The sequence below is a fragment of the Brevibacillus sp. FSL K6-0770 genome (assembly GCF_038000275.1).
In the GTDB taxonomy this organism is placed as follows: Bacteria; Bacillota; Bacilli; order Brevibacillales; family Brevibacillaceae; genus Brevibacillus; species Brevibacillus parabrevis.
This window is the reverse complement of the sequence record NZ_JBBOBQ010000001.1, coordinates 3,747,928-3,763,415: the sequence shown is the minus strand read 5'-3', so window position 1 is coordinate 3,763,415 and position 15,488 is coordinate 3,747,928. Positions and strand designations below refer to the sequence as shown.

Annotated in this window: 12 protein-coding genes; 11 read left to right on the top strand and 1 reads right to left on the bottom strand. The window is 53.7% G+C overall.

Annotated features, from left to right (window positions below; all coding sequences use genetic code 11):
• Positions 1-18: 18 nt before the first annotated feature.
• Positions 19-1,287 (bottom strand): APC family permease, encoded by a 1,269-nt coding sequence (locus tag NST23_RS17655; protein WP_122964996.1) that lies wholly within the window; start codon positions 1,285-1,287, stop codon positions 19-21.
• Positions 1,288-1,413: 126 nt separating this feature from the next.
• Between NST23_RS17655 and NST23_RS17650 the strand changes: the two genes are divergently transcribed.
• The 11 genes from NST23_RS17650 (at position 1,414) to spoVE (ending at position 15,422) form a co-directional block, all read left to right on the top strand.
• The gene (locus NST23_RS17650) at positions 1,414-2,340 is read left to right on the top strand and encodes a LysR family transcriptional regulator (RefSeq protein WP_173597035.1); all 927 of its coding nucleotides are present in this window, start codon (positions 1,414-1,416) and stop codon (positions 2,338-2,340) included.
• A gap of 134 nt (positions 2,341-2,474) precedes the next feature.
• Positions 2,475-3,734 (top strand): adenosylhomocysteinase, encoded by a 1,260-nt coding sequence (locus NST23_RS17645; RefSeq protein ID WP_122964998.1) that lies wholly within the window; start codon positions 2,475-2,477, stop codon positions 3,732-3,734.
• Between the two features lie 151 nt (positions 3,735-3,885).
• Positions 3,886-4,317 (top strand): division/cell wall cluster transcriptional repressor MraZ, encoded by a 432-nt coding sequence (mraZ, locus tag NST23_RS17640; protein WP_063230384.1) that lies wholly within the window; start codon positions 3,886-3,888, stop codon positions 4,315-4,317.
• Between the two features lie 17 nt (positions 4,318-4,334).
• Positions 4,335-5,279, top strand: coding sequence for a 16S rRNA (cytosine(1402)-N(4))-methyltransferase RsmH (gene rsmH / locus NST23_RS17635; RefSeq protein WP_122964999.1), 945 nt, complete (start codon positions 4,335-4,337; stop codon positions 5,277-5,279).
• Positions 5,280-5,318: 39 nt separating this feature from the next.
• Positions 5,319-5,729 carry a cell division protein FtsL gene (gene ftsL / locus NST23_RS17630; RefSeq protein ID WP_122965000.1) on the top strand — a complete coding sequence of 137 codons (411 nt, stop codon included), beginning with the start codon at positions 5,319-5,321 and terminating at the stop codon, positions 5,727-5,729.
• 76 nt (positions 5,730-5,805) lie between these two features.
• The gene (locus NST23_RS17625; RefSeq protein ID WP_173597036.1) at positions 5,806-8,262 is read left to right on the top strand and encodes a penicillin-binding protein; all 2,457 of its coding nucleotides are present in this window, start codon (positions 5,806-5,808) and stop codon (positions 8,260-8,262) included.
• A gap of 64 nt (positions 8,263-8,326) precedes the next feature.
• Positions 8,327-10,255, top strand: coding sequence for a stage V sporulation protein D (locus NST23_RS17620; protein WP_122965002.1), 1,929 nt, complete (start codon positions 8,327-8,329; stop codon positions 10,253-10,255).
• 147 nt (positions 10,256-10,402) lie between these two features.
• Complete coding sequence (locus NST23_RS17615; RefSeq protein WP_173597037.1) at positions 10,403-11,881, top strand: UDP-N-acetylmuramoyl-L-alanyl-D-glutamate--2,6-diaminopimelate ligase; 1,479 nt, start codon at positions 10,403-10,405, stop codon at positions 11,879-11,881.
• Between the two features lie 44 nt (positions 11,882-11,925).
• Positions 11,926-12,897: a phospho-N-acetylmuramoyl-pentapeptide-transferase gene (gene mraY, locus NST23_RS17610; RefSeq protein WP_122965004.1), complete on the top strand. Its 972-nt coding sequence runs from the start codon at positions 11,926-11,928 to the stop codon at positions 12,895-12,897.
• Complete coding sequence (gene murD, locus NST23_RS17605) at positions 12,894-14,258, top strand: UDP-N-acetylmuramoyl-L-alanine--D-glutamate ligase (protein WP_122965005.1); 1,365 nt, start codon at positions 12,894-12,896, stop codon at positions 14,256-14,258. The genes mraY and murD overlap by 4 nt, the downstream gene beginning before the upstream one ends.
• 66 nt (positions 14,259-14,324) lie before the next feature.
• Positions 14,325-15,422, top strand: coding sequence for a stage V sporulation protein E (spoVE, locus tag NST23_RS17600; protein ID WP_122965006.1), 1,098 nt, complete (start codon positions 14,325-14,327; stop codon positions 15,420-15,422).
• The last annotated feature ends 66 nt before the right edge of the window (positions 15,423-15,488 follow it).

Here is a 15,488-nt window from a genome sequence, read left to right as displayed (position 1 = left end):
AGTCATGTTTTTTGATCATCAAGCTTTTTGCTTTTGTTTTTGCCAGACGAGCAAGACGGCAGCGATGACGAGCGGGTACAGCGCAGACCAGCCGAGAAACGGGTACAGGCCGACGGTGAAAACAAGCGACGTCCAGGCAGCCAGCCGCCCGAAGCGATGATCGCGCAAAAGCCGCACACCAGCGAGACAGCCGCCGATGTAAGTGGCGAAAAAAGTCGCGTTGGGCAGTTCGATCAGTCGTGCCAAATCAATCAGTCCGAGGTACAAAACCGTCAGTACGACAACAAAGCAGAGGGAGAGAAACAAAAGCCCGCCGAGCGGTGTCCGGTATTTGGCGTGCAGCAGCCCGAACCAGCGCGGAGCGATCTTTTCCTGCGCCAGAGAATAGGCGATGCGCGACGCTGCGCCGATGTAGGCGTTGGTCGTGGCAATACAGATGAACAAAGCCGTCACGGCAACGATCCAGCCGCCTAAAGGGCCGAGTGTGAGCTGAACCATGACAGAGAGCGCAGCAGCCGAGATGCCTGCCCCGTAACTGTGGGTGGCTACGGTCATGAACGCTACGGAAAAGTACAGCAAGGCGACGATTCCGGCGCTCCACAGCACACCGCGAATGGCATTTTTCGCCGGATCGACAAATTCTTCCGACAAATGCGTAACCGCCTCCCAGCCGATAAAGCACCAGAATAACAGACCTGCCGCCTGGATGACGCTCAGCCAGCCGTTGGGAACGAAAGGGGTGAAGTTGCTGACGGAAGCGTGGGGCAGGGCAGCGACTACGGCCAAAATCAGGATGGCGATAATCAGGGAGACGACGATGGTCTGGACGCGTGCCGCTACGTGCATTCCGAGAATATTCATGATCACGACTGCGGTCAAAATCAGTGCCGCAGCGGTGTAAATTTGCGTGTCGCCCCAGCCGAGCAACAGGGCAAGGTAGTTCGCTCCGGTCACGCCGAGGATCGGGGCGCCGATGGGCACAGATAATAGAAAGAACCAGCCGACGATATTGCCGAAACGATCGCCGTAAGCCGTGCGGACAAAAGTGGAGACGCCGCCGGAGCTTGGATAGCGGGCGGATAGCAGTCCCATCGTAATCGCCATCGGCAAAACGAGAATCGACATGACCAGCCAGGCGAGAATCGAGGCTGGACCCGCTTTTTCCGCTGCCAATCCGGGAATCAGCAAGACCCCGGACCCGATGACAGCGCCGATGTACAGGGCGACGATTTGCGGCAGCCGCAACGTTTTGGCCAAGCCCGCAGTTTGCACAGTTGCTTTTTCCATGAATGTTCCCTCTCTTTATGTTCGGTTGTTTGTAGAGGTAGTGTAGCATAGACATTATCATCGGAGTTATCTATAATATTAGATAATTGAAATCGGATTTTTCGATGAAAAAGGAGGGAGCCGTTCATGGATACGCGCTACTTGCTGACGTTCCGCGAGGTGGCAAAATGCCAAAGTTTTACCCGTGCCGCAGAGGTGCTGGGCTACGCGCAATCAAGCGTCACGACGCAGATTCAGAACCTGGAGGGGGATTTTGGAGTGACGCTGTTTGAGCGGTGGGGGCGGAAAATCAGGCTGACCCACGCCGGAGAAGCGCTGCTTGCGTACAGTGAACAGCTGTTGGCCGTTCTCGATGAAGCGAGGGCCAACTTGTCCGAGCAGGCTCAGTTGGCTGGCACGCTGCGCATCGGAACGGTTGAATCGCTTGCGGCGTTTTTTCTGCCTCCTTTCTTGCAAAAATTTCGCCAAGAACACCCGCGCATGCGGATTTTGCTGAAGCCGGGAATTTGTCACGACTTGCGGCAAGGCGTCAAGGAAGGGCATCACGACTTTGCCTTTGTGCTGGATTGGCTGCAAGACCATCCCGAGCTGGTCAACGTGAATCTGGGGGAAGAAAAGCTGGTCGTCATCGCCGCGCCCAACCATCCGCTGGCACAGGTAGAAAAGATCGAAGCGCGCGATTTTATCGGAGCCAACTGGATTTTTACCGAAGCAGGTTGCAGCTATCGCTCGATCATGGAATCGGTTTTGCGCGATGCCGGGGCTGCGATCGAGTCTTCCTCCGAGTTCGGGAGTCTGGAGGCGATCAAGCAATGCGTCGCATATGATTTAGGGATTGCGCTCATCCCTGCTATCGCGGTTGGCGAAGAGGTGAAAAACGGAACGCTTGTCATCCTGCCTTTTTCCCACCCGGATGTCCGCGTTTACCGACAGTTGGTTTACCATAAGAAAAAATGGATGCCGCAAGCTTTGCTGCGCTTCCTCGAACTGTTGACGGCGAGTGCTCCGCCGCAGCCGCTGCCAGGAAAAAGCGACTTGCCCGCTGCGCGCTAGGGAAGCGGCGAGACGATGCGCTTACAAGCGATGTGCGACAAAATTGGCGGGAATAGGAAAAACAGATGATGGTTGTACTTGCGTATGATATGATAGACAAGGTTGTGTTATGAGATAAAGGAGGTTACCCATACATGAACACGGTTTCAGAAAGCATTGTAAAAGACATGTCGCTTGCCCATAGCGGCCATTTGAAAATTGACTGGGTAAAAGAGCATATGCCAGTTCTTAACCGCATTCGCGAGCGCTTCGAAAAAGAGCAGCCGTTTGCGGGACTGAAAGTGGCAATCTCCTTGCACCTGGAAGCAAAAACAGCTTACCTGGCAAAAGTGGTGCAAGCTGGTGGCGCAGAAGTGACCATCACTGGCTCCAACCCATTGTCTACCCAAGACGACATTTGCGCGGCTCTGGTTGAAGACGGCATTCGCGTTTTTGCGAAGTACAATCCAGACCCTGCTGAATACAAAGAGCATCTGATCAAAACGCTGGAAACTCGCCCTGACCTGATCATTGACGACGGTGGCGACCTGGTGACCATCCTGCACAGCGAGCGCCGCGATCTGCTGGCTCAAGTGCGCGGTGGGGCAGAAGAAACGACAACAGGTATCCTGCGCCTGAAAGCACTGGAAAAAGAAGGAAAGTTGGAGTTCCCGATGGTAGCGGTGAACGACGCTTTCTGCAAATATTTGTTTGACAACCGCTACGGTACAGGCCAATCCGTATGGGATGGTATCAACCGCACGACAAACCTCGTAGTAGCAGGCAAAACGGTCGTTGTTGCTGGCTACGGCTGGTGCGGCAAAGGGGTAGCTATGCGCGCGAAAGGTCTTGGCGCGAAAGTAATCGTAACCGAGATCGACGCGATCAAAGCGGTAGAAGCGTACATGGATGGCTTCGAAGTGATGCCGATGAGCGAAGCTGCAAAACACGGCGACTACTTCGTGACCGTAACCGGAAACCGCGATGTGATCCGCAAAGAGCATTTTGAAGTGATGAAAGATGGCGCTATCTTGTCCAACGCTGGCCACTTCGATGTCGAAGTGAACAAAGTCGAGCTTGGCGCTTTGTCGACATCGAAACGAATCGTGCGCAAAGACATCGAAGAATTTGTCATGGCAGACGGTCGAAAACTGTACCTTCTGGCAGAAGGCCGCCTCGTAAACCTGGCAGCAGGCGACGGTCACCCAGCTGAAATCATGGACATGACATTCGCGCTGCAAGCTGTTTCCTTGGCGCACGTCAATGAACAGTACGAGCAAATCGGCAAGAAGGTACTGAACGTGCCTTACGAGCTGGATGCCATGGTTGCTCAGTACAAATTGGAAGCATTGAACATCGGTATCGACAAATTGACCGATGAGCAAAAATCGTATCTCGATAGCTGGGTCGAATAAGACGCGAAACCCGTCCTTTCCCGGCAAAAAAATCAGCGAAAAAATCCTGCTTACAAACGCAGGATTTTTTTTTATAATAGCAAGTAGGCGACAAGGTGGGGAAAAGTGGGGGAAAGTGGAGCCACAGGACAAGAAAGTGGGGGACCAGGGCGTGTTCATGGGGGAATACCAGCATAGCATCGACGAAAAAGGCCGCCTGACCATCCCTGCGAAATTCCGTGAAGGACTCGGAGCTTCCTTTGTCATTACCCGCGGACTTGACCAATGCTTGTTCGCTTATCCGCTGGAAGAGTGGAAGCAGCTGGAGGAAAAGCTCAAGACGCTTCCTTTCACCAAAGCAGATGCACGCGCTTTTACACGGTTTTTCTTTTCCGGTGCAACCGAATGCGAGTGGGACAAGCAGGGAAGGGTAAACATACCGCCCAATCTCCGCGAGCATGCGGGCATGCAAAAAGAATGTGTGATCATCGGTGTGTCCAACCGCGTAGAGGTGTGGAGCAAAGAACGTTGGGAAGATTATTTCGCCCAGTCGGAAGGCTCTTTTGGAGAAATTGCTGAGAAACTGGTTGATTTTAATTTGTAGCAGCGAGAAGAACAGGAGTGACGACATTGTCGTTTCATCATGTAACAGTATTGAGGGATGAGGCTGTAGACGGCCTGAACATTCGGCCTGGAGGCATCTATGTGGATTGCACACTTGGCGGAGCTGGTCACAGCAGCCTGATTGCTTCCCGTTTGACCGATGGCGGTCGTTTGATTGCCATTGATCAGGACGACTGGGCGCATGAAAATGCCCGGGAACGCCTGGCTCCCTATATGGATAAGGTAACATTGGTCAAAAGCAATTTTCGCCATCTGAAGGAGATTGTCAAAGATTTGGGGCTTACAGGTGTAGACGGCATCCTGTTCGATTTGGGAGTGTCTTCGCCACAGCTTGACGAGGGGGAGCGCGGTTTCAGCTACAACGCCGATGCGCCGCTCGACATGCGAATGGATCAGCAAGCGCCCTTGTCCGCTTATGACATCATCAACGAATGGGACGAAGAAGAGATTGCCAAGATCATCTGGCTGTACGGAGAAGAGAAATTTTCCCGGCGAATTGCCCGGCAAATCGTGCAACAGCGCAAAAAGCAGCCGATTCAAACAACAGGCGAACTGGTCGAGCTGATCAAGGAAGGGATTCCGGCAGCGGCGCGACGCACAGGCGGACATCCTGCGAAGCGAACGTTTCAGGCGATCCGCATTGCCGTCAACGACGAGCTGGACTCGTTCAAAGAAGCCGTCATCGATGCGATCGAGCTTTTGAATCCGGCTGGCCGCGTGAGTGTCATCACGTTCCACTCGCTGGAAGATCGCATTTGCAAGCAAGTGTACCAGGATTATGCCAAAGGCTGCACATGCCCGCCAGCGTTCCCGATTTGCACATGCGGAAACGAAGCGATCGTCAAAATCATCACGCGCAAGCCGATCTTGCCGTCAGAAGAAGAACTGCAAGTCAATCCGCGCGCACGCTCCGCGAAGCTGCGGGTAGCGGAAAAGGTCTAGAGTGAGCAAAAGCGACGAGGAAGAAGGGGTGAGAAAACGTTGAGCTATTACTACCAAGGCAATCTGGCAATGGAACTGGAAAAGGAATCCCGCTCCGTCACCAAAACAACAAAACGAACAGTCCGAATCAAGCCTACCATTCCGACAGGCGAAAAGTTGCTCTATCTCTTGTTTATCTCGCTGACAGTGACCGGTCTGGGAATGGTCGGGGTAAGATACTCGCAAATTTCCCAAATGAACTATGAAATCCAGAGCACCAAAAAAGAGAATCGCCTGATAGCCGAAAACAACGCCACTCTGAAACTGCAAATCGAGCAACTCAGCAACCGCGATCGCATCCAGAGAGAAGCCGAGCGACAAGGCATGGTGTACAATGCGAATGCCGTACATACGATTGGTCAGGAGAACGGAAAGGCGAGTTCGCTTCAACAAAAGCCAAACCAGCCTTAAATCAATGTTACTGCGTCTATTGTGCGGTAACATTTTTTTCTTACCCCCGATCAATGACGTGATGGAGTGAGTGGAAATGGATACGAAACGACTGGTGAACTGGCGCATCCTTATTTGTGCGTTGTGCCTGATCTTGATTTTTTCCACCTTGAGTCTGAGGATTTACTGGATTCAGACGGTGGAAGCAAGCAAAATTATGGATAAGGCTACGGAACAATGGGATCGGGCCCGGACGCTGCAACCGATGCGCGGAGCGATCAAGGATCGAAACGGCGAAATTCTCGCTTTCGATGGCAAGGCGTACACGGTGAACGCCAGGTTGAAGGGGCGCGATGACAAGGACAAGGATTTCGTCAAGGACCCTTACTATACAGCGAATGCTCTTGCCCCGATCCTCAACGCTCCGGTTCCTGAGCTTGTGAAAATGCTGACCAAGCCGAACACGGTAGTCGAGCTGGGCCGCTATGGCAGAAAAATTAGCGAGGAACAAAAAAACCGGATTTTGGCGCTGCAATTTCCCAAGCTTCCCAGTGGGCAGCAAGTGGAAGAAAACCAGCTTCCGGGGATCTTTTTAAATGAAACGACCAGACGTGTGTACCCGAACAACAGCTTTGCTTCACACGTAATCGGGTACTTGGACCTGTACGACCAGCCGAAAATGGGAATCGAGCTTCAGCTCAACAAGGAACTGGCCGGAGAACAAGGGCAGATGGAGTATAAAAGAGACGGGGCAGGCTATCAGCTTCCGGACAGCCAGGGCCAATACGTCCCGGCAAAAGACGGCTACGACGTCTACCTCACCCTCGACAGGCAAATCCAGGATTACGTCGAGCAGGCGCTGGATGTCGTCGATCGCCAGTACAAGCCAAAAGGCATGACGGTCATCGTCTCCGATCCGCAGACGGGCGAGATTCTCGCGATGGGCAATCGCTCGCAATTTAATCCCAATACATACTATAACGGGATTACCAACTATACAAACCATGCGATCACTTCCATGTTCGAGCCTGGTTCCACGTTCAAGATCATTACGCTTGCAGCCGCAATTGAAGAAGGGCTGTTCAATCCAAATGAGACGTACGACTCTGGTAAGTACACGATCAAGGGACAAGTTCCGATCCGCGACCACAACAACGGGGTGGGATGGGGAAGAATCACGTTTCTGGAAGGGGTTCAGCGTTCCAGTAACGTAATGTTCGCGAAGCTCGGCTACGAACGCCTCAAGCTGGAAAAGCTCAGGGCGTACTTTAAAAAGTTCGGGATAGGTTCTTTGACCGAAATCGAACTGCCTTACGAGAAAGAAGGAAACCTGATCAACCTGGAGAAGCCGCGCTCTCCGCGTGACTGGGCAGCGTCGACTTTCGGACAAGGGGTGACAGTTACAGCTATTCAGCAGATCGCCGCAGTCGGGGCGATTGCCAATGGCGGCGAGCTGTTGAAGCCGCATATCGTCAAAGAATTGCGCGACCCGCACACCGGAGCGGTTGTGAAGCGCAGTGAACGCGAAGTGCAGAGACGGGTCGTTTCAGAAGCGACCGCGAAGAAAACCCGCGATATTTTGGAAACGGTCGTGACAGGCGAGCACGGAACAGGGAAGCTGTACGCGATCGACGGCTACCACGTCGCAGGGAAGACGGGAACGGCGCAAAAGTACGACCCGAACACAGGCAAAATCATGGATGGCCACTACATCGCTTCCTTTATCGGTTTTGCGCCAAAAGACAACCCGCGTCTGCTCGTGTACGTTGTCATTGATGACCCGGAAACGAGTGATTCGTATATATACTGGGGAAAAACGATGATTGCGCCCACGTTCAAGACGATCATGGAGCGCAGTTTGCAATATTTGCAACAGCAGCCGGATTTCTCGCGGGTGGAATCGGATAAAGGAAACGGGAAAAACGACAAGAAATCACAAGCACAAGTATTGGCGGCTCAGCCTGTAGCGAGTCAGACTTTGCCCAAGTTTGAAGGGATGTCGACGACGGCGGCGCAACTGCGCGCGAAGCAGGACAATCTGACGGTGACGGTGCTCGGAACAGGCACGAAAATCGTGGAGCAATATCCTGCCGCTTACGAGCAAACGGTGCCTGGCAAGCAAATCATTTTGGTGACGGATCGTCTGGATGGGGCGAAGATGCCTGATTTCAAAGGGAAGTCGCTGCGCGAAGTCATGGAATTTACTTCGCTTTTGAATATCGACGTGCAAGCCGCAGGAACAGGCTTTGTCGTACAGCAGAGCATCGCTCCGGGCACGGCGCTCACAGGCAAAGAGAAGCTGCTGATTACGCTGCAATCAGAGTCGCAGCCGCCGCCCGCGCCACAACCGCAGGAAGGCACAGCGCCAGCAGGCACAGCGTCACCTGATGGCGCTACGCCGCCGCCAGCGTCTGGAACTGGAACGACTGCGCCGACGAATCCGACAGGAGAGCAGCCTGCGGGTCAGCAGGGCGGACAGCAGGGAAGCACCGGGTCCAACCAGCAAGCTCCTCCAGCTGGCACACAAGCAGGTCAGACAAGTCCAACTCCATAGTTCTATCACGTCCCCCCGACGAATAAGGTAAGGAAGAGACAACCTATTCGAGGGGGGACTCGCTTTGCGGGTATCCAATGCTACTGTACGCCGTCGCATTTTTATATCGCTTGTCATCGGCATTGTCCTGTATACGGCGCTCATCACCCGACTCGGGTATGTGCAACTGGTAGAAGGGCCGAAGCTGGCGCAAATGGCTGACCAGCTGTTGAATCGGGAAATCGACTTCAAGCCGAATCGCGGCCGGATTCTCGATCGGAACGGCAATGAGCTGGTCTCCAACATGACAGTGCCAACCGTTGTCGCCGTTCCTGCACAAATCAAGGATGCGAAGGAGACAGCCCGGCAACTCGCGATCATTTTGGAGCAAAAAGAAGAAGATGTGTACCAGGCGATCACGAAGAAACAAATGAGCAATGACAAGATTCCGGGCGGGAAAAAGCTGCCGATCGAAAAAGCGCGAAAAATCCAGGAGCTGAACCTGCCGGGGATTTACTTGGCCGGGGATTCCAAGCGCTTTTATCCGAATGGCTCCATGGCCGCGCATATTTTGGGCTTTACCGGGATCGACAATCAAGGGTTGACCGGACTGGAAAAGATTTACGATCCATTTTTAAAAGGAACGGACGGACACATTTCGTTTCCCTCTGACGCCAAAGGACGCGTGATGCCCGGCGGCTCCGAAGATTACGTAGCTCCGGTAAGCGGAATGGACATGTATCTGACCATCGACAGTGCGATCCAGTCGTTCATCGAACGGGAGCTGGATCAGGCTGTGGTCGCCTATCAGCCCGATGATGTTCTGGCGATCGCGATGAATCCAAAGACGGGGGAAATTTTGGGGATGGGCAGCCGTCCGACGTTCCAGCCGGACGAATATCAGAACTACCCGACGGAAGTGTACAACCGGAATTTGCCCATCTGGAAAACGTATGAGCCAGGTTCGACATTCAAGATTGTCACGCTCGCTGCGGCGTTGAACGAGGGCGTCGTATCGCTCGATGAAGGCTTCTACGACCCCGGCTTCATTACGGTCGCGGGAAAGCGGCTGCGCTGCTGGAAACGGCAAGGACACGGCCAGGAGACGATGCTGGAAGTCGTGGAGAACTCGTGCAACCCGGGTTTCGTGACGATGGGCCAGCGGCTGCAAAAAGAACGCCTGTTTGAATACATCAAAAAATTTGGCTTCGGACAAAAAACAGGAATCGATTTGATCGGAGAAGAGAACGGACTGTTGTTCAATCTGAACCGCGTCGGTCCGGTTGAGCTGGGCACGACCTCGTTCGGGCAAGGCGTTTCCGTTACGCCCATCCAGCAAATGGCGGCTGTTTCGGCAGCGATCAACGGCGGGAAGCTGATGAAGCCGTTCGTCGCCAAGGAATGGCGCGATAGTGTCACACACGATATCGTAGCGCGGACGCTGCCGACGGAAGTGCGGCAGGTCATCTCGGCAGAGACTTCCGCAAAAGTCCGGTACGCCCTGGAGAGTGTCGTCGCCCAAGGGACAGGGAACAAGGCGTACATCGAAGGCTACCGTGTCGGCGGGAAGACAGGAACCGCGCAAAAGGTCAAGAACGGACGATACATGGACGGGGAGTACATCGTATCCTTCATCGGCTTTGCTCCGGCAGACGATCCGCAAATTGTCGTTTATTTTGCAGTCGACAATCCGAAAGCACTGGCTTTTGGCGGACTGATTGCCGCGCCCAGCGTCAAGAGCATCATTGAATCTTCCTTGCAGCACCTGAATGTGCCCAAGCGCAAAGACGGGATTGCCAAGGAAATCAACAAAGCTTTGGGCGAGCGGGAACCGATCGAAGTACCGAATATGGTCGGGCAGACGATGAAAGATGTCGTCCAGACGTACGAGACGCTTCCGCTGGTCGTTTCGGGCAAAGGCACCTATGTGATTGCGCAGTCGCCAGCACCGGGAGTAAAAATTGAAGAGGGCGGAAAAATTCGCATACATCTTGGTGACAAATTGAGCAATTAGCTATAAAATGAGATTTCGAAGGCGGAGGGAAGTAGGCTTGTCTACAATCGCTCTGCCTTTGTTCGTCACCAAAACGGATTCGTGTCATTTCGGTAAAAAAGGGCAAATTTCTGTCTATACTAAGTTGGAGAATGGGGTGCCTGTTTCATGTTTCTACGGGATCTGCTCATGCCTTTGTTGCCAGTGAAGGTTTCGGGGGATGACAGTATGGAGATTACGGGTTTGACAGCAGACTCGCGCCAGGTTAAACCGGGCTACTTGTTTGTATGTCTGACAGGGTATACCGTGGATGGTCATACGTTCGCGGCCCAGGCGGTGAAAAATGGCGCCGTTGCCGTGTTATCCGAACAAGATCTGGACGTGCCAGCGACTATTGTCAGGGTGCCGGATACCCGGCGGGCAATGGCTATGCTGGCTGATCGTATTTTCGGATCTCCCACAAGAGAGTTAAAGGTGATTGGGGTTACGGGGACAAACGGGAAGACGACCACCACTCATCTGATCGACAAGATCCTGCGCGATCGGCGCAAGCAAACAGGCTTGATTGGCACGATCCACATGCGAATCGGGGATGTTATCGAAGAAGTGAAAAATACGACTCCCGATGCCGTGGATCTGCAAAGAAGCTTCCGTCGCATGTGCGATGTGAACACAGACTATGCGATCATCGAGGTGTCCTCTCATGCGCTTGAGTTGGGACGGGTGCGCGGCTGCGACATCCATACCGCGGTCTTTACCAATTTGACGCAAGATCATCTCGACTATCATAAAACGATGGAAAACTATCGCTACGCCAAGTCTTTGCTGTTTTCCCAGCTCGGGAACCACTACGATCCGAATTGCCTGAAGACAGCCGTGCTGAACGCAGATGACGAGGCATCGAAGCTGTATGCAACCGTGACACCTGCGCGCGTCGTGACGTACGGCATCGACCAGCCGGCAGACGTCCAGGCTAAAAACATCGAGATTACGAGCAAAGGAACCTCGTTTACGGCGGAAACCTTTGCGGGTACGATTGACCTCAACCTGAAGCTGATGGGGAAATTCAATGTGTATAACGCATTGGCAGCCATGGCGGTTACACTTGCAGAAGGCGTGAGCCTCGAAGACATCAAGGCGAGCTTGGAAGCAGTAGCTGGTGTCAACGGACGTTTTGAAGCCGTAGATGCGGGTCAGCCGTTCGCTGTTCTCGTCGATTACTCGCATACGCCGGACAGTCTGGAAAACGCCTTGATGACCGTCAAGGAATTTGCCAAAGGCAACGTGTTCTGCATCGTGGGCTGCGGGGGAGACCGCGACCGCACGAAGCGCCCGATTATGGCGCAAATCGCAACGAAATATGCGGATATGACCGTCTTAACATCAGATAATCCTCGCTCCGAGGAGCCGCAGGCGATCCTTGCCGACATGCTCGCAGGCGTGCGCGATGTGTCTGCTGCGCGTTACACGGCAGTGACGGACCGCCGTGAAGCGATTCATTATGCCGTTTCCTTGGCGAAGCCGGACGATGTCATTTTGATCGCCGGAAAAGGCCATGAGACGTATCAAATCATCAAAGATCAAGTACTGCCCTTCGACGACCGTGAAGTTGCGCGGGAAGCGATTGCCCGGTACAACCAAGAATAGAGACAGATGCGACACATTGGCATCGAAAGAAAGGAGGCTCGGGCATGTTCGCTGACAACGTCCTAATCGTCACGATCGTCGCCGCGTTTCTCATTGCCGTACTGATTGGCCCACTGTTTATTCCCTTCCTTCGCCGCCTGAAATTTGGGCAGGCAATTCGGGAGGAAGGACCGCAATCCCACTTCAAGAAGGCTGGTACCCCTACGATGGGGGGCACCATCATTCTGCTGGCACTTATATTTACCGTGTTGAAGTTTGCCAATGCTACAATGGAAATTTACTTCCTGTTACTGGTGACACTCGGCTACGGTTTGATCGGATTTTTGGATGACTTTATCAAGATCAGGAAGAAGCGCAACCTCGGCTTGACCGCCAGACAAAAGTTTGCCGGTCAGATTGTGCTGGCTATCGGCGCGTATATTTTGCTGCTGATGATGGGGCATGACACGTCGCTGCATTTGCCAGGCACGCCATGGAAGCTGGAGCTGGGCTATTTCTACTTCCCGTTCCTCTTGTTCTTGCTCGTCGGCACGACCAACGCCGTAAACATTACGGACGGTCTGGACGGCCTTTTGGCTGGTACGGGAGCGATCGCTTTCGGGGCGTACGCCATCATTGCCTGGTTCGGGCAAGATTACGACACGGCGATTTTCAGTGCAGCCGTCGTCGGTGCGGTTCTCGGCTTCCTCGTGTTCAATGCCCATCCGGCCCGCGTGTTCATGGGGGACACAGGCTCGCTCGGTTTGGGGGGAGCACTCGCCGGAATTGCGATCATGACGAAAACAGAGCTGCTTTTGGCGATTGTCGGTGGGGTGTTTGTCGTGGAGACACTGTCTGTCATCTTGCAGGTCGTTTCTTTCAAGACACGGGGCAAACGAATTTTTCGCATGAGCCCGCTTCACCATCATTTTGAATTGACAGGCTGGTCCGAGTGGCGTGTCGTCGTCACCTTCTGGCTGGTCGGCATGTTCTTTGCCGGATTGGGTGTATACCTTGAGGTGGTGACAATCAGATGATGCGTTATCATAATCAGCACGTAGTCGTTTTAGGAATGGCGAAAAGCGGTGTAGCAGTGGCAAAACTGCTGCACCGCTTTGGCGCTCATGTCGTGGTTAACGATAAAAAGCCGCGGGAAGAAGCGAGCGGGATCGAGGAGCTGGAAGCGCTCGGAATTACCGTCATTTGCGGGCACCATCCGGAAGATTTGATTCATCCGGGGGTGTCTCTCGTTGTGAAAAATCCGGGAATCCCTTATGAAGCGCCGCCAGTGAAGCAGGCGCTTGCTCTCGGTATTCCTGTCGTGACGGAGGTAGAGCTTGCCTCCCAGATTGCCAAGGCACCGATCATCGGCATCACGGGCTCCAACGGAAAGACAACCACGACGACGCTCGTTGGACAAATTCTCAAGGAAGCGGGTCTTGATGTGCTCGTTGGCGGCAACATCGGAACCGTCCTTTGCGGTCTTGCGGAGGAAGCTGGGCCAGACCAGTGGCTGGTCGCAGAGCTGAGCAGCTTTCAGCTCATGGGAACGCGAGAATTTCGTCCGCACATCGGTGTTTTGCTCAATCTGTACCCTGCTCATCTCGACTACCACCATACGCTGGAAGAGTATCTCGACGCCAAGCTGAAAATGTTCGCCAATCAGACCGCAGACGATATGGCGATTTTGCCGTTTGACCAGCCGGACATTCTCGCGAAATGCGGCGAGCTTCCCGCACAGACGTACTATTTCAGCAAAACGCAGCAAGTTCCGCGCGGGGCATTCGTCCAGGATGGCGTCATTTTGTTCGCCGATGGACAGGGCGGGACAGAGGCGATTATCGCTGTCGACGAGATCACGGTCCCGCATTTGGACAATGCGCTCGCCGCGATTCTGGTAGCGAAGCTGACTGGCGCTGATACGCGTGCGATCGTGCAGGTGCTTTCGACTTTTGCCGGGGTAGAACATCGCATGGAATACGTGGATTCCATCGCCGGAGTGAAGTATTTCAACGATTCCAAAGCGACCAATCCGGAGGCGGCTTCCCGTGCCTTGCAGGCGTGCCAGGAGCCTGTCGTCTGGATTTGCGGCGGGTTGGATCGCGGTGTTGATTTCAAGGAGCTTTTGCCTGTCATCAAGGGCAGGGTAAAAGCGGTCATCGCATTGGGCCAGACCGCACCGATTTTGCTTGCGCGGGCGGAAGAAGCAGGGATTAACGAGCGAATCCATGTCGATACTGTGGAGAAAGCCGTTCTTGCTGCTTCCCGGTTGGCGCAATCAGGTGACGTGGTGCTGCTCAGCCCGGCGTGTGCGAGTTGGGATATGTTCCCTTCGTTTGAAGCACGGGGGAGCATGTTTAAGGACGGCGTGCATAGACTTAAAACAAGCCTAGCATAACGTCCCACAAAAGCTTCATGAATACAGCGTGAAACGGGACGGCATGAGAAAGGATGACCTGGCACTATGAGCAAGGTACGCTCTGCCCCCGACTTCGTAATTATTTTTGCAACACTTTTTTTATTGGGAATTGGCATCGTGATGGTGTACAGCGCCAGTGCGATCGTCGCCCAGAAGCCACCCTTTTCCGATCCGTACTTTTTTGCCAAGCGGCAGCTGATTTTTGCCTTGCTCGGCATCACATCGATGTACATCACGATGAACATCGACTATTGGGTATGGAAACAATGGGCCAAGCCGGGCTTTTACGCCAGTATCGGGCTGTTGATTCTGGTGCTTATCGTCGGGATTGAAGTGAACGGCTCGAAAAGCTGGCTTGGCTTCGGGGCTTTCGGAATCCAGCCTGGCGAGTTTGCCAAGCTCGGCGTCGTCGCGTTTTTGGCGCGGTGGCTGTCCGACAACCAGAAGCAAATTGTGCAGTTCCGCAAAGGATTGATGCCCGCTCTGGCGATTCCGATGGTTTGTTTCGGCCTGATCATGCTTCAGCCCGACCTGGGTACAGGCACGGTATTGACAGGCACGGCGATTGTGATGATTTTCGCGGCAGGAGCGCGAATCAGCCACTTTGTCGGCTTGGGCATGATCGGGGTGGTTGGCTTCATCGGACTGGTACTGTCAGCTCCTTACCGCATCAAGCGGATTACTTCTTTTCTCGATCCTTGGTCTGACCCGCTCAATACAGGCTACCAAATCATTCAATCGCTGTATGCGATCGGTCCGGGCGGTTTGCTCGGCCTCGGTTTGGGACAAAGCAGGCAAAAGCATCTGTACTTGCCGGAACCATACAATGACTTCATTTTCTCCATTGTGGCGGAAGAACTCGGCTTCATCGGCGGTACGCTCATCTTGCTGTTGTTCCTGCTGCTTTTGTGGAGAGGGATGCGCACAGCGATCACGGCCCCCGATCTGTTCGGCAGCCTTTTGGCGCTCGGGATCATCGGAATGATTGCGATTCAGGTCGTCATCAACATCGGGGTCGTGACAGGCATGTTTCCGGTGACGGGGATCACGCTGCCGTTTTTAAGCTATGGAGGATCATCCCTGACACTGATGCTCACAGGTGTCGGCGTTCTCCTGAACATATCTCGGTTTTCTCGATCATGAATGAACAGCAGGAAAAAGGTGCGATGCTTCGCACGTGGGCAATCTGTTTTCTCTGCATAAAAAGGG

What these genes read in the sequence shown, in the direction of transcription:
- NST23_RS17615 (WP_173597037.1), top strand. Translation starts at nt 10,403, where the DNA reads ATGTTTCTACGGGATCTGCTCATGCCTTTGTTGCCAGTGAAGGTTTCG.
- NST23_RS17655 (WP_122964996.1), bottom strand. Translation starts at nt 1,287, where the DNA reads ATGGAAAAAGCAACTGTGCAAACTGCGGGCTTGGCCAAAACGTTGCGG.
- NST23_RS17650 (WP_173597035.1), top strand. Translation starts at nt 1,414, where the DNA reads ATGGATACGCGCTACTTGCTGACGTTCCGCGAGGTGGCAAAATGCCAA.
- murD (WP_122965005.1), top strand. Translation starts at nt 12,894, where the DNA reads ATGATGCGTTATCATAATCAGCACGTAGTCGTTTTAGGAATGGCGAAA.
- NST23_RS17625 (WP_173597036.1), top strand. Translation starts at nt 5,806, where the DNA reads ATGGATACGAAACGACTGGTGAACTGGCGCATCCTTATTTGTGCGTTG.
- spoVE (WP_122965006.1), top strand. Translation starts at nt 14,325, where the DNA reads ATGAGCAAGGTACGCTCTGCCCCCGACTTCGTAATTATTTTTGCAACA.
- mraY (WP_122965004.1), top strand. Translation starts at nt 11,926, where the DNA reads ATGTTCGCTGACAACGTCCTAATCGTCACGATCGTCGCCGCGTTTCTC.
- NST23_RS17645 (WP_122964998.1), top strand. Translation starts at nt 2,475, where the DNA reads ATGAACACGGTTTCAGAAAGCATTGTAAAAGACATGTCGCTTGCCCAT.